We start from the raw sequence: 22,190 nt of genomic DNA on the forward strand, positions 1-22,190 counted from the left end.
GGCGATGACGGTCAGGGTGATCAAGTCGGCCGGCACCGCCTGGCGCGCCTATCGCTTTCCGCCGCGTTCGCGGGTGCTGCCCGGCGACTCCGGCGAATGGGACAGCGACCCGGCGGCACGTCAGCGCGCGGTGGCCGAAGGCTTCCAGGAGGGCATCGAGCGGGGCTACCAGGACGGCCTCAACGAGGGCCGCGAAGCCGGTCAGCGCGAGGGCATGGAGCGCGGTCGCCAGGAGGGGCAGCGGCTGGGCCGGGAAGAGGGCCGCACGCTCGGCCAGCAACAGTTCGAAGAGGCCAGCCGGCCCTTGCAGCGGGTCGCCGCCGAGTACCGGCAGTTCCTCCAGGATTTCGAGCAGGCGCGTCGCCAGCAACTGCTGGAGCTGGTGAAGAAAGTGTCCAAGCAGGTCATCCGCTGCGAACTCACCCTGCACCCCACCCAGTTGCTCAGCCTGGCCGAGGAGGCCCTGGCGGCGATGCCGGGCGATCCGGGCGAGGTGCAGATCCTGCTCAATCCCGAGGAATGCGCGCGTATCCGCGACCTGGCGCCGGACCGCGCCGAAGCCTGGCGCCTGGTGCCGGACGAGCGTCTGGCCCTGGGCGAATGCCGCGTGGTGACCGCCCAGGCCGAAGCCGACATCGGCTGCCAGCAGCGCCTGGACTCCTGCATGGATGCCCTGGCCGGACACCTGCAAGGCGAAGAATGAAATGAGCGCGCGGGAAACCTTCAACCTCGACGACGCCCTGCGCTCCCTCGACAGCGTCCAGCTGGCCAAGGTCAGCGGCCGCCTGGTGCGGGTGTCCGGCATGCTCCTGGAGAGCCTCGGCTGCCGCCGCATGACCGGCCAGCGCTGCCTGGTGGAGCTGGCCGACGGCAACATGCTGGAAGCCCAGGTGGTGGGCTTCAACCGCGACATCACCTACCTCATGCCATTCAAGAAACCGGTGGGCCTGACGTCCGGCTCGCGGGTCTTCCCGGCCCGCGACCAGGCCCTGCTGCAGATCGACGCCAGCTGGCTGGGACGGGTGGTCAACGGCCTAGGCGAACCCCTGGACGGTCTCGGCAAGCTGGCCGGGCGCGATCCGCTGCCCGCCGAGCTGCCGTCGGTCAACCCGCTGCGCCGACGCCCGGTGAGCGAACCGCTGGACGTCGGCGTGCGCGCCATCAATGCCCTGCTGACCCTGGGCAAGGGGCAGCGGGTCGGCCTGTTCGCCGGCAGCGGCGTGGGCAAGAGCGTGCTGCTGGGCATGATCACCCGGCAGACTAAGGCCGACGTGGTGGTGGTCGGGCTGATCGGCGAGCGCGGTCGCGAAGTGCAGGAGTTCCTGCTCCACGCCCTGGGCCCGGAAGGCCTGAAGAAGGCGGTGGTGGTGGTGGCACCGGCCAACGAATCGCCGCTGATGCGCCTGAAGGCCACCGAGCTGTGCCATGCCATCGCCGCCTATTTCCGCGACCAGGGCAACGACGTGTTGCTGCTGGTGGACTCCCTGACCCGCTACGCCATGGCGCAGCGCGAAATCGCCCTGGCCCTTGGCGAGCCGCCGGCCACCAAGGGCTACCCGCCCTCGGTGTTCGGCCTGCTGCCGGAACTGGTGGAAAGCGCCGGTAACGGCGAGAGTGATCGCGGCAGCCTCAGCGCCATCTACACCGTGCTCGCCGAAGGCGACGACCAGCAGGACCCGATCGTCGATTGCGCCCGCGCCATCCTCGATGGCCATATCGTGCTGTCGCGGCGCCTGGCGGATGTCGGCCACTACCCGGCCATCGACGTCGGCGCCTCGGTCAGCCGCTGCATGAGCCAGGTGTCGCAACCGCGCCACCTGGCGGCGGCACGCCAACTCAAGGAATTCAGCGGCACCTACGAGAAGATCAAGGAACTCATCCCCCTGGGCGGCTACACGCCGGGCATGGACATGAAGACCGATCGCGCTGTGCAACTGGCACCGGCCATCGAGCGTTTCCTGCGCCAGGACGTGGGGGAGGGCGCCGAGCTGGAGGCCTGCATCGCCGCCCTGCAAGGGTTGACCGGCGCATGAAGGAACAGATCGAGATGCTCTCGCGCCTGGCCGGTCTGCGCGGCGCCAGGGTGCGCGAGATCCTCGGGCGGGTGAACTACCAGCGCAACCTGTGCCAGCGCTACCGCAACAACATTTCCGGCCTCAGCAAACTGTGCAGTTTCAGCGCCCCGGTCAGTACCCCCTTGCAGCGCAGCAACCAGCAGCAGTACAAGCTCACCCTGCACAAGATGCTGCACCTGCAGAAAGTGGAACTGTCGGTGGCCGAACAGACCCTGGCGCGTATTCAGGACGAACTGCTGGCGGCCATGCGCAGCGAGAAGCTGCTGGCCCAGGTGATCGACGGACGCCTGCAGGAGTGGCAGCAGGTGCTCGCCCGGCAGGAGCAGAAGATCCAGGACGGGCTGGCCAGCCAGGCCTGGTGGCGGGGGCAGGGCGCGTAGGCGGAAGAATTCTTTGCGCACCGATTTAAGCGCCGCCGCGAAGCGGTCGCCTGTACAGCAGTAACCCGAAGATCTGGACGCAACCATGGAAATCAGCAGGCAATTGAAAACCGGCGCGGCCCTGCAAGCCGAGGCTGCCGACAAGCCCCGCCAGGAGGCGCCGAAGGCCGTCCGCGAGGCCGTCGAAAGCCGTCCGGCGGAAAAGCTGCAGCTGGACCAGATGCAGGAAACCCTGCGGCAGATGCCGGACGTCGACCTCAAGCGCATCGAAGAGATCCGCCAGGCCCTGCGCAACGGCAGCATCGACACCGATGCACGTTCGCTCGCCGCGAGCATCCTGTCCTACCACACCGGCAGCGAGTCGTGACCCGCCGCGACAAACTGCTGAACCTGGTGGAGCGCGATATCCAGCAGGACCGTGACGACTACCTGGCCCTGCGCGGCCTGATGCAGCGCCTCTACGGACACCTGCTGGAGCGCGACAGCCCGCGGATCGAGCAGGCCAACCGGGACATCCTGGCCCTGGTCGACGCCCTCGGCGAGCGTGCCGCGCGCCGTGCCAAGGTGCTTGCCGCCTTCGGTCACGCGCCGGGAATGGCCGGCATGGATTCGCTCTTCGCCCATTACCCCGGTGTTCGTGGCGAACGCCTCGGGCAGGCCTGGCAACAGCTCGGCCAACTGGCGGCCCAGTGCAAGCAGCTCAACGAGCGCAACGGCAAGCTGCTGGCCATGCACAACGACATCCTCACCCAGCTCCTTGGCGCCAACGAGGGCGCGCAGCTCTATACCCAGCAGGCGTACTGAGTCCGGCCGGGCAGGCCGGAAGCCGCCCCGGTCCCTCTCCCTGAAGAGGGGAGGGCGGCGAGGTCCCAACAATCCTGAAGCCCCGGCGCGACGATGGCGCGAGGGAATCCGACGAAGTCGGGTCCAGGGGCAAGCGTTTTTGGTTTCTTCTTTGGCGACTGCAAAAAGAGACTCGCCGGGAGGCGAAACAGAGACGTGCAGCCTGCTCGGCAATCGGCTTGGCCCTGGATGCTCTAGCGACACTCAATGCAGGCATCACCAGGTGCTCCCCGCGCCTTAACGAATCCCTCCGCCAGGTCGCCTTTGCCTGGTAGCACGCCCACCCGAGTGGTGCGGAAACGCTTTTTCCCCTTGTCGTCATCTGGCGTCCAGGGGGAAGCCGGGTTTCTCCTTCTTCGCGCGGAAAGCCGCATGAATACTGGCTTTCGGCCATTGGCATCGAACTTGCTCTTCCAGGCTCAAGGGGTAATACGACATGGCTATAGATTCCGATTACGTAAAGCAGATGGCGTCGCAGCTGGCCAACTACGAGGTGCAGGCCTCGCTGGCCAAGGCCAGTCGCAACCAGAGCGCCTACAAGGCCCAGCTGGACGCGGTGAACAAACTGGATTCGGCGCTGAAGAGCTTCTCGTCCGCTGTGCGTGGCCTGAAGGGCACCACATCCAGCGTGCTGGTGAACAAGGCCACCTTCAGCAAGGAAGGCATGGCGTCCGCGACCCTGGGGCCGAAGGCCACGTCGGGCAGCTACCAGTTCTTCGTCGAACAACTGGCCAGCACGCACCAGGTGGCGCTGCAGGGGCTGCAGACCGATGACATCGATACCCAGGGCGAACTGACCATCAGCCAGAACGGCCTGTCGTTCAAGGTCGACCTGTCCACGGTCGACAGCGATGGCGACGGCAAGAACTCGCTGGAGGAACTGGCGGCGGCCATCAACGGCCATGCCGACAACAAGGGCGTCAAGGCCAGCCTGTTGCGCGCCAATGGCCAGGTTTCCCTGGTGCTGGGCGCCGAGAAGAGCGGCGCGGCCAATGCCATCGGCTTGTCGCTGGCCGGCACCGACGGTGCCAGCAACGTCTTCGAGAACGCCGTCGCCAATCGTCTCGAACTGTCCGCCGCGCGGGACGCGCGGGTGCGCGTGGGCGGTGAGTCCGGGATGCTGCTGACCAATTCCAGCAACACCTTCGACAGCCTGATCGACGGCGTCAGCCTGACCTTCAACCAGACCCACAAGCCTGGTGACCAGCCGCTGCAGGTGGATATCGGCCGCGACCAGACCGGCACCAAGACCCAGGTGCAGAAATTCCTCGATGCCTTCAACACCCTGATGTCCACCTTCGACACCCTCACCGCCAGCGGCGGCGAGAACAGCGGCAACCGTGGCGTGCTGGCGGGCGACTCCAGCGTGCGCGCCATCGAAGGGGCGCTGAATCAACTGGTGCGCAAGGCGTTCGGCGGGAACAGCCTGGCCAACTTCGGCATCGGTGCCGACCGTAGCGGCAAGCTGACCATCGATGCCGCGCGCTTCGAGAAGGCGGTGGCTGCCGATCCTCAGGCCCTGGACCAGCTGTTCCGCGACAAGGACGGCCTGCTGGAGTCCGTGGACAAGAGCCTGTCGGTCTACACCAGCAGCGCCAACGGCCTGATGAAGAATCGCAAGGACTCCCTGAACCAGGGACTCAAGCGTGTCGATGAGCAGTTCGACAGCATCCAGAAGCAGTACGACAACTACTACAACCGCTACCTCAAGCAGTACACCAGCATGATGCAGATCATGGACTCCATGTCCCAGACCAGCAGCCTGTTCTCCACCTCCGGCGGGATGTTCGCATGAGCGGCTACGACATGACGGACAGCTACAACAGCTACCGCGCCATCGACCTGGAAGCCAAGGCCGCCGCGGCTTCCCCCTATGAGCTGGTGCTGGTGCTGTTCGACGGCCTGCTCGACGAACTGGCCCGCGCCCGTGGCCATATCGAGAACAAGCGCTACCAGCAGAAGGGCCAGTCCCTGGAGAAGTGCCTGAATATCCTCAACGGCCTCAACGGCGCCCTCGACTACGAGAACGGCGGCGAGGTGGTGCAGGGCATCGCGCGTCTCTACGACTACTGCATCTACCGGCTATCCGACGTCAGCGTGTCGCTGTCGCTGGACGGCCTGGACGAAGTGGTGCACCTGCTCGGCACCCTCCGCGAAGGCTGGGAGGGCGTGAGTGCAACCCGACGTTGAATGCCAGCAGGCGCGCGAACTGCACGACCAGCTGGAAGCGGCCCTGCTCGCCCAGGACTGGCCGGCGGTGAGCCGCGCCGATCTCGCCATTCGCCAGTACCTGCAGGCCCAGGTAGGCCGCGACCTAGCGGCGGAAGTCCAAGCGTCGCGGCAGCAGCTCAAGGCACTGCACGACCGCGCCATGCACGCTTGCGCCCAGGAGTGCGAGCGCCTGCGGCGCCTGTTATTGAACCGCCTGGAGTATTCCGAAGGACGTTCGGCCTACATGCAGGTGGATGCCTACCCAGGAGGGCGATAGGCCGTGATCCAGACCTTCAATGCGCCATCCCAGCCCCTTGCCGCGTCCACCGGCGAGCCGCTGCCGCTGCCCGCCGCCCAGGACCTGCTCGCGGTCCAGCCCCCGCCGATGGCGGAGCCGGCGTGGCAGACGCGCTCGGCGGTGCTGCCGCCGAGCTTCAGCGACGAACTGCTGGACAGCGTCGACGCCCTCGTCGAGGCCCCGGCGCAAGCGCTGCCCGAGGAACCCCTGGACGAACCGCTCGCCAGTCCGGCCGAGGTCCACACCCTGCCACGCGGGCAGGCCGAGCAGCAGGCCCCGGCGGCACTGACCCCCGAGCTCTGGTTGCTGAGCATGCTGGGCCAGCAGAACCTGCAGGTGCAGGCCCAGGACACGCCGGCCGGCGACGAACCGGCCGGGGCCGCGGCGACGGCTGGCGATCCGCTGCCCCCCGTCGCGTCCAGGCCCGCGCTACGCGCCACCGATGCCGCCCCCCGCGACGCCGTTGCGGCTCCGCCGCCGGAAGCCGCCCGCGCGCCGCATGCGCCGGTCGACCTGCCCGACAGCGCCCAGGCCGCCGTGTCCTCCGCACCGTCCAGCGAGCTCGGCGCGGCGTCTTCCGTGCCCGGGGAACGCGCGGCCCCGGCCGCGCCGCCCGCCCTCCATGTCGAGACACCGCGGGCGCCGGCCGCCAGCGCCGCGCCGACGACCCGCCCGGCACTGTTCGAGCGCACCCTCGGCCTGCACGGCAATGAGGCGCGTTGGGGCGAGCAGATGCTCGGTGCGCTGCGCGACAGTGTCGAGCTGCAGCTGAACCAGCGCGTGCAGAACGCCACGATCCGTCTCGACCCACCGGAGCTGGGCAGCCTGGAGATCCTCCTGCGCCACGAATCCGGCCAGCTCAACGTGCAGATTTCCGCCAGCCAGGCGGATGTCGCCAGGGCCTTGCAGGGCACCAGCGAACGTCTGCGCCAGGAATTGGTGGGGCAGAACTTCCTCCAGGTCAGCGTGCAGGTTTCCGCCGATGGCCAGCAGGGGCAGGGGCAGCAGCAGCACGCGCGTGCGCGGTTCCTGGCCGACGAGGCGCCCCTGGCGGCCCGTGAAACCCTGGGCGAGCACGAGTCGCGGGCCGTGGCGCAAGCCGCCGGCCGGGATGTGCTGGTCACCGTCTAACCCGATCCGAAACCCTGCGACCCAGGTCCAATCGAGAGCCCCGCATGTCCACCACCCGTTTAGTGTTGCTGATGTTCGTGCTGAACATCGCCGTCGTCCTTGGCGGCCTGTTCGTCAACTACAAGATGATCCAGTCCGCCACCCTGGGGGCCGCCCGGCCGGTGGCCGAGTCCGCGCAAGGCCAGGCGGCCGTGGAGGAGGAAGAGGACGAGCCGGCCGAGTACCTCTTCGTGCCGGTGGAGAAGGTCATCGTCAGCCTGGCGGGTGAAGGCCGCGAGCACTACTTCGTGCTCGATCTGGTGCTGCAGGCCGAAGTCGGTACCGATCCGAAGAAGATCGAGCAGGTTGCCCCCATGGTGCGCAGCTCGGTGGTGGCCAACCTTTCGGCCATGCGCTTCGACGAGCTGCGTGCGCTGCCCATCCCGCAATTGCAGCAGAAGCTGGAAGAGCACCTGCTCGCCGACTTCGCCGGCCGCAGGGTGGCGACGCCGTTCCAGCATGTGCTGGTCAGCAAGATGATCGTGCAGTAAGGCCGGGCCCGCGCCATGCACGCCAACTGCAGTGCCGACTTCGACTACACCGCCGCCCAGGGCGCCCTGACGCTGTTGTCGCCGGCGGCGGAGCAGCGCTGGATGATGCAGTACTTGCCGCTGGTCAGGCGTATCGTCAGCCAGCTGTCGCTGCAGGCCAACCAGGTCCTCGATCGCGAGGACATGGAGCAGATCGGCCTGATGGGCCTGCTCGAAGGCCTGCGCCGCTATGGCGAGCCGGACGAGCAGTTTGGCCGTTTCGCCGCCCTGCGCATCCGCGGCGCGATCCTCGACGAGCTGCGCCGCCAGGACTGGCGGCCGCGCCAGGTGCGCCAGCAGGCGCACCGCCTGCGGGACAGCATCCGCGCCCTGGCCCGGCAACTGGGGCGCGAGCCCGGCGAGGAGGAAATCCTCGCCCACACCGGCCTCGACGCCCGGGACTACCAGGACTTTCTCCAGGCCGAGTCCAGCGAGGCGATCGAGAGCCTCGACGCTCTGCTGCAGTCCGGCCAGGAGCAGTTTCACGACGCCGGCTCGGTGGTCGAGGAGCGGGTGCTGCAGCAGCGCCTGCTGGAACAGGCCCTGGGCCATTTGAACGAACGGGAGCGGCTGATCCTCACGCTCTACTACCAGCACGAGCTCAACCTCAAGGAGATCGCGCTGGTGCTGGAGCTGACCGACGCCCGCATCTGCCAACTGATGAAGCAGGCCATCGCCAAGGCCTGTCGTTTCCTCACCGCGAGAGCGTAGAAGCCGCCATGCAGAAAATACTGGGTTCACTCATCATCATCGCCTGCGTCCTGGGGGGCTATGCCATGGCCCACGGCGACATGCGCGTGCTCTGGCAGCCGGCGGAAGCGCTGATCATCCTGGGGGCCGGTCTCGGCAGCCTGATCGTCGCCAACCCCCGTGAAGTGCTGATGGAAATGTGCTCGCAGATCAAGGGTGTGTTCCTCCACAAGCGCCGTGGCGAGGAGTTCCAGCGCCAGTTGCTGATGATGCTCTACGAGCTGCTGGAAATGGTCGACGTCGGCGGCCTGAAAGTGCTCGACGCGCACATCGAGGAACCGGAGCAGAGCGACCTGTTCGCCAAGTACCCGCTGATCCTCCAGGAACCCAACCTGATGGCGTTCATCGCCGACAACTTCCGCCTGATGGCCATGGGCAAGATCAGCGCGCACGAGCTGGAGGGCTTCCTCGAACAGGAGCTGGAAGCCATGGAGCACGCGCTGCTGCAGCCATCCAAGTCGCTGCACAAGGTGGGCGAGGCCATGCCTGGCTTCGGCATCCTGGCGGCGATCATGGGCATCATCATCACCATGGGCAACATCGGCGGTTCGGTGGCGGAGATCGGCACCCACGTCGCCGCCGCCCTGGTGGGCACCTTCCTCGGCATCTTCTTCTGCTACTGCCTGATGGACCCGCTGAGCAACGCCATGTCGCAACGGGTCAAGACCGAGCTGTCGGCCCTGGAATGCGTGCGCACCACGCTGGTCGCCCACGTTGCCGGTAAGCCCACGCTGCTGGCGGTGGACGCCGGCCGCAAGCTGATCGAGCAGGACGTGAAGCCCGCCTTCAAGCAGTTGGAGAACTGGGTCAACCGCTATGAAGAAGAGCGGGACGCGGCATGAGGAAACGCGCCGACAAGGACCATGAAATCATCGTCAAGCGCCGTAGCAAGAAGGGCCATGGCGATGAGCACGGCGGGGCCTGGAAGGTCGCCTTCGCCGACTTCACCCTGGCGATGATGGCGCTGTTCATGGTGCTCTGGATCGTCCACCCGCAGACGCTGGAGCAGCCCAAGGCCATGGGCGACCAGCAGACCAACCCGCTGGTGGACGGAGGTGTCGGCGTGTTCGACGGCGCCAGCCGCACGCCCCTGGAGCTGGATGGCTTGCCGGCGCCGCTGCATCGCGAGGCACCGGCCAGCCCGCAACCGCCCGAACCGGTGGCCGAGGCGGACCCGGCCAGCGCCAACGAGGCGCTGGCCCGGCGCATCCAGTCCAGCGAGGAGCTGCAGCAACTGGCGCGGCTGATCCGCGATGTTTCCGGCACCGTGGACGCGCTGACCAATATCGAAGTCGACGTGGTGCCCCAGGGCCTGCGCATCCTGATCAAGGATGACCAGCAGCGCTTCATGTTCCAGCGCGGCAACGCCAGCCTCGACCCGCATTTCCGTGGCCTGCTGGCGGCTCTCGCCGGGGTGCTGGGCAAGGTGGAGAACAAGCTGATCATCAGCGGCCACACCGACGCCACGCCCTATCGCCGCCAGTCCGGCTACGACAACTGGAACCTCTCCGGCGATCGCGCCCTGCGCGCGCGCAACGTGCTGGTGGACAACGGGCTGCCGCCGAAGAACGTGCTGCAGGTGGCGGCCCAGGCCGACGTCATGCCGATCAAGCCGGACCAGCCGGAAGACGGCGCCAACCGTCGGATCGAGATCCTGCTGCTCACCGAGCGCGCCGAAAGCCTGTACCGCGAGCTGTTTGGCGAGGGCTATGCGCAGGCCCAGGTATCCGCCTCCGGCGCGCGCTACCAGGCACCGGCGAAGCCCTAGCGGCGGGCTCGCCCGCCCCGTTCAGTTCGATGGGCGGGTGGGGCAGTAGACCTGGCGGGTTTCCACCGCGTAAAGGCAGGCGCCCAGGCGTTCGAGGTTGAGCACCGAACCGCGCTTGCGGCTGTAGAGCATGTTGAACACCAGGTCGTTATCCAGGCCTTCGCCGGGCCACAGGCCGCTGACTTCGCCTTCGTCCACCCGCAGGCGGAAGCGCCCGAGAAAACCCGATTCCACCTTGCCCGAGGTTTCGATGATGGCATTGCCCTGGCGGGTCATGGCGTAGAAGCGGCCATCCTTGAACAGGATGGTGTGGGAGACGTCGAGGGTAATGCCGCTGCTCAGGATCACCTGGCCGGACGAGCCGTAGCGGCCCGCCAGTTCGGCACGGGCGTGGAAGTGGAAGGCGATCAGGCCGAGGCCGGCCAGCGCGACGGTGCCCCCCAGAAGCAGGGGACGGCGAAAGCGGCGAATCAATTCAGGCAGCTCTTCAGGTTCTCGTTGGGAATCGCTGCGAGCTGGCTGTTGTGCACCATCAACCAGTTGACTCCGCCATTGGGCTGCACGCAGAGGATTTCATAGAAATCGGCGGTGAGGTTCAGCACCAGCTTGGCCGGCCGGGTGGCGAGCTCCGCCACCTGCTGGGAGAGCGAGTGGGTGTCCATCACCAGCTCCTGCAAGGCTTTTTCGCGGGTGTCGGCGTAGATGATCTGTGCCTTGCCCGCCTGCACTTCGGTGCTGAACACCCGAGTCTGGAACATCGTTGTGTAGAAGCCGCTCAACACCATCAGCAGCATCAGCGCGAGGACGCCGCCAATGCCCACCGTGCGCAGGGAAAGACGCCAGGACGCCAGCGGGCGCGAAAAATGTTCCAGGGAGGCGGCGAAGGGTGGGCTGGGCGTGACTGTCTCGGTCGCCTCGGTGGTCGGTGCGTCCGGCTGCCGTTCGGCAGTGAGGGGTGGGCTGGCGAGGAACTTGGGGTTGAACAGGTAGCCGCGGCGCGGAAGCGTCTGAATGATCTCGCGCCGCTTCTCGTCGCCCAGCACCTGGCGCAGGGTGTAGATCTGCTGGTTCAGGCTGCCCGGCCCGACGATGCGATCGGACCAGGCATGGGACAGCAGCGCGTCCCGTGGCACCACCTGGCCGGGGGTCTGGAGCAGGCGTTCGAGCAGGCGGCTGCCGGAAAAACCCAGGTCGATCTTCTCTTCCCCGTCCGCACGGATCAGGTCCAGGCGGTAGAGCGCCGGATAGAAGCGTGCACGGCAGTCAGTATGGCCGGTGCCGATTTCCAGGTAGGCGATCGATTGACCGGATTCGCTGAGTGGCTGGATGTTCTGCATGCTGGTCATGTTGTCCCGCAACTGCGCTCGCTACGACTCGTGGAGAATGGTTCTGGAACAGCGGATTGCCACTAGGGGGCCAGCATTTTGGCGTCAGAAAAATGTTGCTGCAAGTTCTGTTTTTCTTGTAATCCGATTGATGGGTTCTTCAATAGTGTGCTAGGCGCTTGGCGTGCCTGGGCCGATTTCCGCTAATCCGCAGCTGTAGCGTCCAGCAAGTCGGCGAAAGACTGATGAACCTCGGGAAAGTCCCGATGGACGGGGTGGGGAGAAACGGCCTGTTGCGGTCGATTATGTGTTTTGTGAATACCGCTTCATAAATGAGAACGCCCCGACCAGGTCGGGGCGTTTCGTTTCGCGTGGTCGGTACCGCGGGATCAACCCAGCAGGGACATGACCATGCCCGGCATCTGGCCGGCTTGCTTGAGCATGGAGATGCCCGACTGCATGAGCATGGAGTTCTTGCTCATGGCGGCGCTTTCCTTGGCGAAGTCGGCGTCCATGATGCGGCCCTTGGCCATGTCGGTGTTGTCCTTCATGTTGGCCAGGTTGTTCGCGGTGTGGTTCAGGCGGTTGATGGAGGCACCGAACTGGGCGCGCAGGGCGCCGACGGCGTCCAGGGCGTCCTTCACCAGGTCGATGGTGGCGTTGGCGGCGCCGGTGATCTCGGCGCCCGCAGTGGCGGCGCTGCCGGCGGTGTAGACAGTGGACATGGCGTCCAGGGCATCGGTCAGGGTCTGGATGGCGTCGGAGCCGCCAGCGGTCAGGTCGATGGTCATGGTTTCGGCGGCGGTGGCACCGATCTGGAAGTTCACGGCAGCGGCGAACTTGCCTGCGCTGTTGTCCTTGCTGAACAGGGCCTCACCGGCGTAGCTGGTGTTGTCCATGATGTTGGCCATTTCTTCGGCCAGCTGGTCGTACTCGGCCTGGATGGAGTCCAGGTCGTCGGTGCTGTTGGTGCCGTTGGCGCCCTGGGTGGCCAGGTCCTTCATGCGCTGCAGGATGTCGGTCATTTCGTTGAACGCGCCTTCGGCGGTCTGCAGCATGGAGATGGCGTCGCCGGTGTTGCGCATGGCCACGTCCATGCCACGGGACTGGGCGTTCAGGCGGGTGGCGATCTGCAGACCGGCGGCATCGTCCGCGGCGCTGTTGATGCGCAGGCCGGTGCCCAGGCGCTGCTGGTTGGTGCTCAGCAGGCTGTTGGTCTTGTTCAGGTTGGTCTGGGTAGTCAGCGCCGAGTAGTTGGTATGAATCGACAGAGCCATTTGAGTCTTCCTTCGTGCAAGGGAACTTGATTGAAGCTGGCTGTGATTGCCTGCTGATGGGGTAAGGCGACGGTTCCCGGAAGGGACTTAAATGGCGCTGGAAAAATATTTGGCGGCAGGGCTTTGGCGCTATCGGTGCCGGATCAGCGCCTGTCGAAGGTGCTGCTCACCACCCCGTTGCCGATCACCTTGGCGTCGATGTGCTTCTGGCTGCCGGTGTTCTTCACCCGGATCACATCGCCGTTGCGGCCGTCGGCCAGGGCTTCGCCCTGGGTGGCGGCGACTATGCCTTCATGGCTCGCCTGGATCGTCACCTTCTGGCTGCGCCTGACCAGCAACGCACCGGCCAGCAGCGCCGGAGTGAGCAATTGGTTGGCGCGGATGCGGCGCTTGGCGGTCATGCCCGCCACCTCGGCCGGGTCCTGGTAGAAGCCCTGGCGCGCCTTGCCGAGTTCCTGGGTCTGCAGCGCCAGCTGCGTGGCCGACAGCGCCTGCCCGCGCGCGATCACCCCGGTCGCCACCAGCATCGGCAAGGCCAGGCGCGGGGTGCTCAGCACCGTCACCGGCCAGCCGGGCTGTCCCGGCGGACAACTGACTTGCAGGCGCTGGCGGGTGAGCGGGTCGCCGCCGACGGGGGCCCGCACCACGGGCGTGGCGGGGCAGGGCGACAGGCTGGCGGCGCTGCCGAGCAACTGGTTGTCCAGGCTGTGGCGCATGCCGGTCCAGCCCTGGCGTTGCGCTTCCTGTTGGAGGCTGGCGTCCTGGTAGGCGGCGACCGCCTGTTCCACCTGCCGACGAGCATCGTCGGCGGCTTGGGCGAAGCCGACGCAGGCGAGGAGGAAAAAGGCGGAAGCGGCCTTTCCGCATCGACGCGCCATGGCTGCCGTGGGCGCCTTGCCGTTTCCGCATGGGCGCTCTTCGTGTCTGTAAAAGTTCAGTGAAATCAACTGTTTAGTCTTCCTTGTCGGGTTCGGCACGTTTCGTGCGAAGTGACGCGGGCTTACCAACAGGCAAGGGCAAGAAGCGGATGAGTATACGGATTGACGAAGCCTTGGGCGTCCATACCCGTGCACTGGCACTGCGCATGGAGCGCAGCGAGATACTGGCGGCGAACCTCGCCAACGAAGACACGCCGGGCTTCCAGGCCCGGGACATCGACTTCGCCGGTGAGATGCGGCGGCTGGACGGCGACGGCCAAGCGCTGTACGCCAGCACCGGCGGGCCGAACCTGAAGTACCGCGTGCCGACCCAGCCCGCCCAGGATGGCAACACCGTGGAGCTGTCCGTGGAGCAGGCGGAGTTCTCCCGCAACGCGATGGATTTCCAGACCAGCCTGACCTTCCTCAACATGAAATTCCGTGGGCTGAAAGAAGCCATCGAGGGCCGTTGATCATGTCTTTCGACGCCATCTACCGCATCGCCGGCTCGGCGATGAACGCGCAGACCGTGCGCCTGAACACCGTAGCCAGCAACCTGGCCAACGCCGATTCGGCCTCGGCCAGCGCCACCGACACCTACCAGGCGCGCAAGCCGATGTTCGCCGCGGTCTACGAGAACGGCGAGCTGACCCGCGATGCCGGCCTGGGCGGCGCCCATGTGCAGGTGCTGGACGTGGTCACCTCGGGCCGCGACCCGGTGCGTCGCTACGAGCCGGGCAATCCCCTGGCCGATCGCGACGGCTACGTCTTCTACCCGGACGTCAACCAGATCGAAGAAATGACCGACATGATGTCCGCCACCCGCAGCTTCGAGACCAATGTCGAGGTGCTGAACCGGGTCAAGAGCATGCAACAGGGCCTGCTGCGCCTGGGAGAAGCCTGATGTCCACCGTTAACGGCACCCGCGCCGACGGCAGCGCCGCCGGCACCGACAACGACCTGCCGCGCGCGGCGGTCAACCTCAGCGAAGCGAGCCAGCTGGAGAACAATTTCATCAGCCTGATGGTGGCGCAGATCAAGTTCCAGGACCCCACCAACCCGGTGGACAGCACCGAGTTCCTCAACCAGTACTCGGCCATGTCCCAGGTCAAGAGCATGGAGAACATGACCAAGCTCTCGCAGAGCAACCTGGTGCTGATGGACAACCTGCAGACCCTCACCGCCGCCGGCCTGGTGGGCCAGGAAGTGAAGGTCCGCGTCGAGAGCCTGGAGCTGGACGAGCAGCCCATCGACGGCCAGGTCCAGCTCGAGTTCGCCTCCGGCAAGACCGTGCTGCGGCTGATTGACGCCAACGGCCAGAAAACCGAAATCCAGCTCGGTCCGCAGGTGGCCGGCAGCGTCGATTTCCGCATCGATCCCAAGGCCCTCGGCCTGCGTCCCGGCGAATACCGCATCGAGGTCGATACCGAGAGCGGCGAGACGCCCCAGGTGGAAGTGGCCGGTCTGGTCGGCAAGGTTCGCGTCAGCGCCGAAGGTCCGGTGCTGGAGGTGGACGGAGTCGGCTCGGTGCCGTTCTACAACATCGTCGAATTCGGCCCCGGCAAGACCGCCGTCTGAGCCGCCCCGTCAGTTTTCACATTCCAGGAAGAGGTCCTCGGCCCATGAGCTTCAACATTGCCCTGACCGGTCTGAACGCGGTCAACGAGCAACTCAACACCATCAGCCACAACATCGCCAACGCCGGCACCGTGGGCTTCAAGTCCTCGCGCACCGAATTCGGCAGTGTCTACGCCGACAGCCAGGCGATGGGCGTGGAAGTCATCGGTACCACCCAGAGCATCAGTCAGGGCGGCGCCCTGGTGGCCACCGGACGCAACCTGGACCTGGCCATCTCCGGCGGCGGCTTCTTCGTCACCAAGGCCAGCAACGGCGACGTGCTCTACACCCGCGCCGGGGTCTTCGGCACCGACAAGGACAACTACCTGGTCAACAGCTCCGGCATGCGCCTGCAGGGCTACCCGACCGACGCCGCCGGCAACCTGCTGGTGGGCACCATGAGCGACCTGCAGATCAAGAACGCCAACCTGCCGGCCCGGGCCACCGACAAGCTCGCGTTCGTCGCCAACCTGGATTCCAGTGAGAACGTGCCCGCTGTCGTGCCCTTCGATCCGCAGAACCTGAACACCTACAACTCCACCTACACCACCCGCGTGTACGACTCCCAGGGCCGCGAGCACACCCTGACCCAGTACTTCGTGAAGACCGCCGCCAACCAGTGGGACGCCCACTACTACATGGACGGCGCCGCCATGGGCGGTCCCCAGGCGCTGACCTTCTCCACCGCCGGCCAGTTGACCGCGCCGATGGCGCCGGTGAACCTCACCGCCGCGCTGCCGGGCGTCGACCCGCTGAACATCGCCCTCGACTACACCGGCACCAGCCAGCACGGTTCCGACTTCGTCGTCACCACCAACAACCCCAGTGGCTACCCGCCCGGCGAGCAGACCGGCCTGATGGTGGAGAAGGACGGCCGCGTCTTCGTCAACTACAGCAACGGCGAGCGCCTGCTGCAGGGCCAGGTGGTGCTGGCCAACTTCGCCAACGCCGGCGGCCTGGCCAACCAGAGCGGCACGGCCTGGAGCGAGACCGCCGAATCCGGTGGCCCGCTGATCGGCGTCGCCGGTATCGGCGCCTTCGGCTCCCTGTCCGCCGGCAGCCTGGAAAACTCCAACGTCGACCTCACCCAGCAACTGGTGAGCCTGATGGAAGGCCAGCGCAACTACCAGGCCAACACCAAGGTCATGACTACGGACAAGGAACTGACCCAGGTCCTGTTCGGCGCCATCTGAGGAACCTGACATGGATCGCCTGGGATACACCGCCATGGCCGCCGCCAGCCGCACGATGATGTCGCTGGAGGTGCGCTCGAACAACCTGGCCAACGTCAACACGCCGGGCTTTCGCGCCGACCTCGAGCGCGCCGCGGAAGTCGCGGTGCCGGGCTACGGCTACGACAGCCGCCACCTGGTGCGCGTGCAGGACAACGGCGTCAGCCTGGAGAGCGGCACCCTGATGGCCACCGGCCGCGACCTCGACTTCGCCATAAAGGGCCCGGGCCTGGTCGCCGTGCAGACCGGCGAAGGCGAGGCCTACACCCGCAGCGGCAACCTGCAGATCGATGCCGAACGGCGCCTGACCATCGGCGGCCGGCCGGTGCTGGGGGAGGGCGGTCCGATCGTGCTGCCCGAGTACGACGCCGTGAGCATCGGTTCGGACGGCACGGTGTCGGTGATGCCGCGCGGTGACTTCCTGATGGCCGAGGTGGACCGCATCAAGGTGGTCGACCAGCCCGCCGGCGCCTTCACCAAGAACGCCGCCGGCCTGCTGGTGGCGCGCAACGGCCGCCCGGCGCCGGCCATGGACAACCCGCTGCTGGTCAGCGGCCACCTGGAGTCGAGCAACGTCTCGGCCATCGATCAGTTGGTGTCGAGCATGAGCCTGAACCGCCTGTTCGAGACCCAGGTGAAGATGATGAAAGCCGCCGAGGACCTGTCCTCCGCCGGCAACCGAATGATCCGTGGCAGCTAGAAAGCGACCGCACTCGGCCATGCGGCGTTGGCAGCGTCCGAAAACCGCCCCCTTACCGCTGGTAAACGGTGCCTTTTCGGACGATTCCGCCTTGCCTGGCCTTCGCTCGCAACGCTTTTCATAGGGAGAAAAAGGAATGAGTTCAGCACTCTGGGTCAGCAAGACCGGCCTGGCCGCCCAGGACACCGCCCTGTCCACCGTGGCCAACAACCTGGCCAACGTGAACACCAACGGTTTCAAGTCCGATCGCGTGGTCTTCGAGGACCTGTTCTACGCCGTCGAGCTGCAGCCTGGCGCCCAGGCCGACCAGGTCAACACCGTGCCGTCCGGCATCCAGCTCGGCAGCGGCGTGCGCGTGGTGGGCACCCAGAAGGTGTTCACCGAAGGCAACATGCAAACCACCAACCAGCCCATGGACCTGGCCATCATCGGTCGTGGCTTCTTCCAGGTGGAGGCGCCCAACGGCGACATCCTCTACACCGAGAACGGCCAGTTGCAGCTCAATGCCGAAGGCGTGGTGGTGAACGCCCAGGGCCTGCCGCTGACCCCGGCCATCGAGGTGCCCAACGGGTCCAGCAAGTTCACCGTGGGCAGCGACGGCATCGTCACCGCCGTGCTGCCGGGCGACAGCCAGCCCACCGAGCTGGGCCAGATCACCCTGGTCAACTTCACCAACCCGGCCGGCCTCGAGGCCCTGGGCGGTAACCTCTACCGCGAGAGCGTGGCCAGCGGCGAACCGGTGGAAGGCACGCCGGGCGAGGAAGGCCTGGGCACCCTCAAGCAGGGCGTGCTGGAAGGCTCCAACGTGCAGGTGGTGGAGGCCATGGTGAACATGATCGCCATCCAGCGCGCCTACGAGGCCAACGCGAAAGTGCTGGATGCCGCGTCGGGGATGCAGCAGTTCCTCAATCAGACGGTGTGAGTGCCATGATGCGCGCGCCGATCCTCGTTGCCGCCCTGGCCCTGCTCGCCGGCTGCCAGAGTTTCAACGAACTGCTCCCGGACGAGGACTCCTCGGCCTACCAGCCGCCGGAACTCGACTACAGCCTGCCCGCCACCACCCGTGGCGGGCTGTTCCGTCCCGGCTACAGCAGTTCGCTGATCCGCGACAAGCGCGCCATCGGCGTGGGCGACATCGTCACCGTGGTGCTGAACGAATCCACCCAGTCGAGCAAGAGTGCCGGCACCAGCTTCGGCAAGAGCTCCAGCATCGATGTGCCGGTGCCGACCATCCTCAACCACGAGTACGACCGGCTGAACACCTCCGCCAGCGCCGAGCGCGACTTCAACGGCTCGGCGAAGAGTTCCCAGCAGAACACCCTGCAGGGCTCCATTGCCGTCACCGTACACAAGGTGCTGCCGGGTGGCGTGCTGCTGGTCAAGGGCGAGAAGTCCCTGCGCCTGAACCAGGGCGACGAGTTCATCCGCCTGACCGGCCTGGTGCGCATCGACGACATCAACCGCGCCAATCAGGTGTCCTCGCAGAACGTGGCCAACGCGCGCATTTCCTATGCCGGGCGCGGCGTGCTCAACGACAGCAACTCGGCCGGCTGGCTGACGCGCTTCTTCACCCATCCGCTGTTCCCGATGTGAGCCTGGAGTCCTTCGTGCGCAAATCCCTGCAACTGATGCTGGCCGGCCTCGCCCTGCTCTGGCATCCGACCCTGTCGGCGGTGCCGCTGATGGACCTGGTGGATGTCGAGGGCGTGCGCGGTAACCAGCTGATCGGCTACGGCCTGGTGGTGGGCCTGGATGGCACCGGCGACAAGAACCAGGTGAAGTTCACCAGCCAGTCGGTGACCAACATGCTCAAGCAGTTCGGTGTGAACCTGCCGCCCAACGTCGACCCCAAGCTGAAGAACGTCGCCGCCGTCAGCGTCACCGCCAGCGTGCCGCCGAACTACGGGCCGGGGCAGACGGTGGACGTCACCGTGTCGTCCCTGGGCGACGCCAAGAGCCTGCGCGGCGGCCTGCTGCTGATGACCCCGCTGCAGGGCGTGGACGGCGAGGTCTATGCCCTGGCCCAGGGCAACCTGGTGGTGGGCGGCCTCAAGGCCGAGGGCCAGAGCGGCTCCAGCGTCGCCATCAACAGCGCCACCACCGGCCTGATCGCCAACGGCGCCACCGTGGAACGGACCATCCCCAGCGACTTCACCGAGCGCCCCGAGGTGATCCTCAACATGCGCCAGCCGAGCTTCCAGACCGTCAGCCGGGTGGTCGACGCGGTCAACGCGCGCTTCGGCTCCGGCACCGCCACCGCGCTCAATGCCACCAAGGTGTCGCTCCGCGCGCCGCTCACCAGCACCCAGCGCATGAGCTTCATGGCCATGCTCGAGTCGGTGGACGTGGCCGAAGGCCGCAACCGGCCCAAGGTGGTGTTCAACAGCCGTACCGGTACGGTGGTGGTGGGGCAGGGCGTGCGGGTGAAGGCCGCGGCGGTGTCCCACGGCACCCTGACCGTGACCATCAGCGAGAACCCCCAGGTCAGCCAGCCCAACGCCTTCTCCCGCGGCCAGACCGCGGTCACGCCGCAATCCGACGTGGCCGTCACCCAGGACAAGAACGCCATGTTCAAGTGGCCCGAGGGCTCCAGCCTGGAAAGCATCATCAATACCGTGAACAGCCTGGGCGCCACCCCGGACGATGTGATGAGCATCCTCCAGGCGCTGGAGCAGGCCGGCGCCCTGAACGCCGAACTCGTCGTCATCTGAGCCGGTTTCCCATGAGCATCGTTTCCCTGCCTACCTCCTTCGTCTCCCCGCGTCGCGCCGAAACCCCGGCCGGCCGAAGGGAGCAACTGGAAGCCGTGTCCGAACAATTCGAGGCGCTGTTCCTGCAGCAGATCCTCAAGCAGATGCGCAAGGCCGGCGACGTCTTGTCCGCCGGCAGCCCGATGCGCAGCCGCGAGCTGGACACCCTGCGCGACTTCCACGACGAACTGCTGGCCGAGACCCTGGCCGGCAAGCGCCAGACCGGCATTACCGACATGCTGGTCAAGCAGCTCTCCGGCGACCCGACCGCCGCCGGCCTGGCGGAAACCGTCATCGCCGGCGGCGAGCTGCCCCGCGCCGGCGCGGCCAGCCTGGAGCCCCTGCGCGCCACCTGGCATCGCGGCGGCGAACTGCTCTCCAGCGCCTGGGAGCAGGGCAGCGCCGGCTTCCGCGCCCTGGTCGACAGCCTGATCAGCCAGGAATCCAGCGGCAATCCCGATGCGGTGTCGCCCAAGGGCGCCCGTGGCCTGATGCAGCTGATGCCGGACACCGCGCGGGAAATGGCCGCCGAGCTGGGGCTGGACTACAGCGAGGAACGCCTGACCCGGGACCCGGCCTACAACAGGCAGTTGGGCACCGCCTACCTGAACAAGATGCTCGATCGCTATGACGGCAACCGGGTGCTCGCCCTGGCGGCCTACAACGCCGGCCCCGGCAAGGTGGACGAGTGGCTGCAGGCCAACGGCGACCCGCGCAGCGGGCGGGTCGGCATCGACGACTGGATCCAGCGGATTCCCTATCCGGAAACCCGCGACTACACCCGCAACATCCTGCGCAACCTGGAAGCTGCGGCGCCGCAACCCGGCCCGGCACAAGGTGCATTTAAGCCGGCGGCCGAACCGGTCGCCTTGCAATCAGGCCAGCAGCAGATCCCGTCGGCCAGCGCGCACCAGGCCCGCTCCGCGGCCTTCGCCCAGTCGATCAGGATCGAGAACCAGGAGAAACGCTCGTGAGCCTATTGAGCCAGATTGCCTACAGCGGCCTGCGCGCCGCGCAGATCGGCCTGTCGACGACCGGGCAGAACATTGCCAACGTCAATACGCCGGGTTTCAGCCGGCTCACCCCGAACCTGGTCTCCCTCGGCGGGCAGGGCGGCCCCAACGTCGGCGGCGGCGTGGAAGTGAGCGGCATCCGCCGCATCGCCAACGATTTCCAGAACCGCCAGCTGTGGCGCGCCACCACCGAACAGAGCTACTACAGCGGCTCCCAGCAGTACCTCACCGCCCTGGAAGGGCTGATGAGCGGCGAAGGGTCCAGCATCAGCGTCGGCCTCGACCGCTTCTTCGCCGCCCTCAGCGAGGCCAGCCCCACCCCTGGCTCCATCGCCCTGCGCCAGCAGGTGCTCGCCGAGGCGGGCAACCTCGCCCAGCGTTTCAACGGCCTTTCCAGCAACCTCGATGCCCAGCTCTCGGCCCTGCAGGAGCAGCGCCAGACCATGGTCAACGAAATGAACGGGCTGTCGCGCAACATCGCCGAACTGAACCGCCAGATCGTCGAGGCGCAGTCCGTCGGCGGTGACACCAGCGCCCTGCGCGACCACCGCGAGAGCCTGGTGAAGGACCTCAGCCGCTACGCCGGCGTGCGTGTCAACGAGTCCGCCGATGGCGGCCTGACCGTGGCGTTCGACAGCGGCCAGCCGCTGGTGGCCGGCAGCACCGCGGCACAATTGAGCGTATCCACCAACGCCGCCGGCGAGCAGGTTGTGGAGCTGGCCTTCGCCGGCACCCGGTTCCCGCTCGACCTGAGTGGCATCGGTGGCTCCCTCGGAGGCATCCAGGACGTCGAGTTCGGCCAGTTGCGGCCGAAGATGCAGGCCCTGCACGAGATGGCCGGGCAGATGGCGCAGATGGTCAACGACATCCTGGTCACCGGTTTCGACCTGGCCGGCAACCCCGGCCAGCCGCTGTTCACCTACGACCCCACCAGCAACACCCGGCTGCTCAGCCTGAACAACCTCAAGCCCGAGCAACTGGCTTTCTCCGACACCACGGGGGAGAGCGGCAACAACAAGGTGCTGCTGCAGTTGCTCGACGTGCGTACCCGGACCGTCACCGTCAACGGCAGCCAGGTGGGCCTCAACGACGCCTACACCGGGCTGCTCGGCCAGGTGGCGAGCGCGAGCCGGCAGAACCAGGCCGACCTCAAGTCCGCCACCACCGTCGTCGAGCAGGCCCAGGCCCAGCGTGACAGCACCAGCGCCGTCAGCCTGGATGAGGAGGGGGTCAACCTGATGACCTACCAGCAGGCCTACCAGGCCAACATGAAAGTCATCAGCACGGCCAACGAACTCTTCGACGCCATGCTGGCGGCGTTCTGACGCCGTCCC

Annotated in this window: 27 protein-coding genes; 23 read left to right on the forward strand and 4 right to left on the reverse strand. The window is 66.7% G+C overall.

The features are described 5' to 3' along the window. Positions 1-4: 4 nt before the first annotated feature. The 13 genes from fliH to PJW05_RS08525 all read left to right on the forward strand — a co-directional run bounded on the left by fliH (position 5) and on the right by PJW05_RS08525 (position 10,025). The gene (gene fliH / locus PJW05_RS08465; RefSeq protein WP_271411264.1) at positions 5-703 is read left to right on the forward strand and encodes a flagellar assembly protein FliH; all 699 of its coding nucleotides are present in this window, start codon (positions 5-7) and stop codon (positions 701-703) included. A 1-nt stretch (position 704) separates the two neighbouring features. After that, positions 705-2,033 (forward strand): flagellar protein export ATPase FliI, encoded by a 1,329-nt coding sequence (gene fliI / locus PJW05_RS08470; RefSeq protein ID WP_271411265.1) that lies wholly within the window; start codon positions 705-707, stop codon positions 2,031-2,033. Beyond that, complete coding sequence (locus PJW05_RS08475; protein ID WP_271411266.1) at positions 2,030-2,455, forward strand: flagellar FliJ family protein; 426 nt, start codon at positions 2,030-2,032, stop codon at positions 2,453-2,455. Before fliI ends, PJW05_RS08475 begins: the two co-directional genes overlap by 4 nt. A gap of 85 nt (positions 2,456-2,540) precedes the next feature. Further along, complete coding sequence (gene flgM, locus PJW05_RS08480) at positions 2,541-2,822, forward strand: flagellar biosynthesis anti-sigma factor FlgM (protein WP_271411267.1); 282 nt, start codon at positions 2,541-2,543, stop codon at positions 2,820-2,822. Beyond that, positions 2,819-3,259: a flagella synthesis protein FlgN gene (locus PJW05_RS08485; RefSeq protein ID WP_271411268.1), complete on the forward strand. Its 441-nt coding sequence runs from the start codon at positions 2,819-2,821 to the stop codon at positions 3,257-3,259. The genes flgM and PJW05_RS08485 overlap by 4 nt, the downstream gene beginning before the upstream one ends. A 475-nt stretch (positions 3,260-3,734) precedes the next feature. Next, the gene (gene fliD, locus PJW05_RS08490) at positions 3,735-5,093 is read left to right on the forward strand and encodes a flagellar filament capping protein FliD (RefSeq protein WP_271411269.1); all 1,359 of its coding nucleotides are present in this window, start codon (positions 3,735-3,737) and stop codon (positions 5,091-5,093) included. After that, positions 5,090-5,488: a flagellar export chaperone FliS gene (gene fliS / locus PJW05_RS08495; RefSeq protein WP_271411270.1), complete on the forward strand. Its 399-nt coding sequence runs from the start codon at positions 5,090-5,092 to the stop codon at positions 5,486-5,488. Before fliD ends, fliS begins: the two co-directional genes overlap by 4 nt. Then, complete coding sequence (locus PJW05_RS08500) at positions 5,472-5,786, forward strand: hypothetical protein (RefSeq protein ID WP_271411271.1); 315 nt, start codon at positions 5,472-5,474, stop codon at positions 5,784-5,786. The genes fliS and PJW05_RS08500 overlap by 17 nt, the downstream gene beginning before the upstream one ends. Before the next feature lie 3 nt (positions 5,787-5,789). After that, on the forward strand, positions 5,790-6,938 hold the full coding sequence (locus PJW05_RS08505; protein WP_271411272.1) for a flagellar hook-length control protein FliK: 1,149 nt from the start codon (positions 5,790-5,792) through the stop codon (positions 6,936-6,938). A 44-nt stretch (positions 6,939-6,982) separates the two neighbouring features. Then, positions 6,983-7,468, forward strand: coding sequence for a flagellar basal body-associated FliL family protein (locus tag PJW05_RS08510; RefSeq protein ID WP_271411273.1), 486 nt, complete (start codon positions 6,983-6,985; stop codon positions 7,466-7,468). 15 nt (positions 7,469-7,483) lie between these two features. Continuing rightward, a complete protein-coding gene (locus tag PJW05_RS08515) occupies positions 7,484-8,218 on the forward strand; it encodes a FliA/WhiG family RNA polymerase sigma factor (RefSeq protein WP_271411274.1) in 735 nt (244 codons plus the stop codon). 8 nt (positions 8,219-8,226) lie between these two features. Further along, the gene (motA, locus tag PJW05_RS08520) at positions 8,227-9,099 is read left to right on the forward strand and encodes a flagellar motor stator protein MotA (protein WP_271411275.1); all 873 of its coding nucleotides are present in this window, start codon (positions 8,227-8,229) and stop codon (positions 9,097-9,099) included. After that, the gene (locus tag PJW05_RS08525; RefSeq protein ID WP_271411276.1) at positions 9,096-10,025 is read left to right on the forward strand and encodes an OmpA family protein; all 930 of its coding nucleotides are present in this window, start codon (positions 9,096-9,098) and stop codon (positions 10,023-10,025) included. The genes motA and PJW05_RS08525 overlap by 4 nt, the downstream gene beginning before the upstream one ends. Before the next feature lie 21 nt (positions 10,026-10,046). On the opposite strand, the gene PJW05_RS08530 is transcribed toward PJW05_RS08525, so the two are convergent. The 4 genes from PJW05_RS08530 to flgA all read right to left on the reverse strand — a co-directional run bounded on the left by PJW05_RS08530 (position 10,047) and on the right by flgA (position 13,505). Next, entirely contained in the window at positions 10,047-10,499 is a 453-nt protein-coding gene (locus PJW05_RS08530; RefSeq protein WP_271411277.1) for a hypothetical protein, read from the reverse strand. Beyond that, complete coding sequence (locus tag PJW05_RS08535; RefSeq protein WP_271411278.1) at positions 10,496-11,371, reverse strand: winged helix-turn-helix domain-containing protein; 876 nt, start codon at positions 11,369-11,371, stop codon at positions 10,496-10,498. Before PJW05_RS08535 ends, PJW05_RS08530 begins: the two co-directional genes overlap by 4 nt. 368 nt (positions 11,372-11,739) lie before the next feature. After that, on the reverse strand, positions 11,740-12,627 hold the full coding sequence (gene lafA, locus PJW05_RS08540) for a lateral flagellin LafA (protein WP_271411279.1): 888 nt from the start codon (positions 12,625-12,627) through the stop codon (positions 11,740-11,742). A 143-nt stretch (positions 12,628-12,770) separates the two neighbouring features. Further along, positions 12,771-13,505: a flagellar basal body P-ring formation chaperone FlgA gene (flgA, locus tag PJW05_RS08545; protein WP_271411280.1), complete on the reverse strand. Its 735-nt coding sequence runs from the start codon at positions 13,503-13,505 to the stop codon at positions 12,771-12,773. A gap of 149 nt (positions 13,506-13,654) precedes the next feature. Between flgA and flgB the strand changes: the two genes are divergently transcribed. The 10 genes from flgB to flgK all read left to right on the forward strand — a co-directional run bounded on the left by flgB (position 13,655) and on the right by flgK (position 22,181). Then, positions 13,655-14,017: a flagellar basal body rod protein FlgB gene (gene flgB / locus PJW05_RS08550; RefSeq protein ID WP_271411281.1), complete on the forward strand. Its 363-nt coding sequence runs from the start codon at positions 13,655-13,657 to the stop codon at positions 14,015-14,017. Positions 14,018-14,019: 2 nt separating this feature from the next. Beyond that, positions 14,020-14,448, forward strand: a complete 429-nt coding sequence (flgC, locus tag PJW05_RS08555; protein ID WP_271411282.1) for a flagellar basal body rod protein FlgC — start codon at positions 14,020-14,022, stop codon at positions 14,446-14,448. Beyond that, positions 14,448-15,122 carry a flagellar hook assembly protein FlgD gene (gene flgD, locus PJW05_RS08560; RefSeq protein ID WP_271411283.1) on the forward strand — a complete coding sequence of 225 codons (675 nt, stop codon included), beginning with the start codon at positions 14,448-14,450 and terminating at the stop codon, positions 15,120-15,122. Before flgC ends, flgD begins: the two co-directional genes overlap by 1 nt. Positions 15,123-15,166: 44 nt before the next feature. Further along, the gene (flgE, locus tag PJW05_RS08565) at positions 15,167-16,354 is read left to right on the forward strand and encodes a flagellar hook protein FlgE (protein WP_271411284.1); all 1,188 of its coding nucleotides are present in this window, start codon (positions 15,167-15,169) and stop codon (positions 16,352-16,354) included. A 10-nt stretch (positions 16,355-16,364) separates the two neighbouring features. Further along, the gene (locus PJW05_RS08570; RefSeq protein WP_271411285.1) at positions 16,365-17,093 is read left to right on the forward strand and encodes a flagellar basal body rod protein FlgF; all 729 of its coding nucleotides are present in this window, start codon (positions 16,365-16,367) and stop codon (positions 17,091-17,093) included. A gap of 136 nt (positions 17,094-17,229) precedes the next feature. Continuing rightward, the gene (flgG, locus tag PJW05_RS08575) at positions 17,230-18,015 is read left to right on the forward strand and encodes a flagellar basal-body rod protein FlgG (RefSeq protein ID WP_271411286.1); all 786 of its coding nucleotides are present in this window, start codon (positions 17,230-17,232) and stop codon (positions 18,013-18,015) included. 5 nt (positions 18,016-18,020) lie between these two features. Continuing rightward, the gene (flgH, locus tag PJW05_RS08580) at positions 18,021-18,686 is read left to right on the forward strand and encodes a flagellar basal body L-ring protein FlgH (protein ID WP_271411287.1); all 666 of its coding nucleotides are present in this window, start codon (positions 18,021-18,023) and stop codon (positions 18,684-18,686) included. A 35-nt stretch (positions 18,687-18,721) separates the two neighbouring features. Next, positions 18,722-19,804, forward strand: coding sequence for a flagellar basal body P-ring protein FlgI (locus tag PJW05_RS08585; protein ID WP_271412191.1), 1,083 nt, complete (start codon positions 18,722-18,724; stop codon positions 19,802-19,804). Positions 19,805-19,815: 11 nt separating this feature from the next. Continuing rightward, positions 19,816-20,817, forward strand: a complete 1,002-nt coding sequence (locus PJW05_RS08590) for a lytic transglycosylase domain-containing protein (RefSeq protein ID WP_271411288.1) — start codon at positions 19,816-19,818, stop codon at positions 20,815-20,817. After that, positions 20,814-22,181 (forward strand): flagellar hook-associated protein FlgK, encoded by a 1,368-nt coding sequence (gene flgK / locus PJW05_RS08595; RefSeq protein ID WP_271411289.1) that lies wholly within the window; start codon positions 20,814-20,816, stop codon positions 22,179-22,181. The genes PJW05_RS08590 and flgK overlap by 4 nt, the downstream gene beginning before the upstream one ends. Positions 22,182-22,190: the final 9 nt, after the last annotated feature.

This window comes from Pseudomonas sp. Q1-7 (assembly GCF_028010285.1).
In the GTDB taxonomy this organism is placed as follows: Bacteria; Pseudomonadota; Gammaproteobacteria; order Pseudomonadales; family Pseudomonadaceae; genus Metapseudomonas.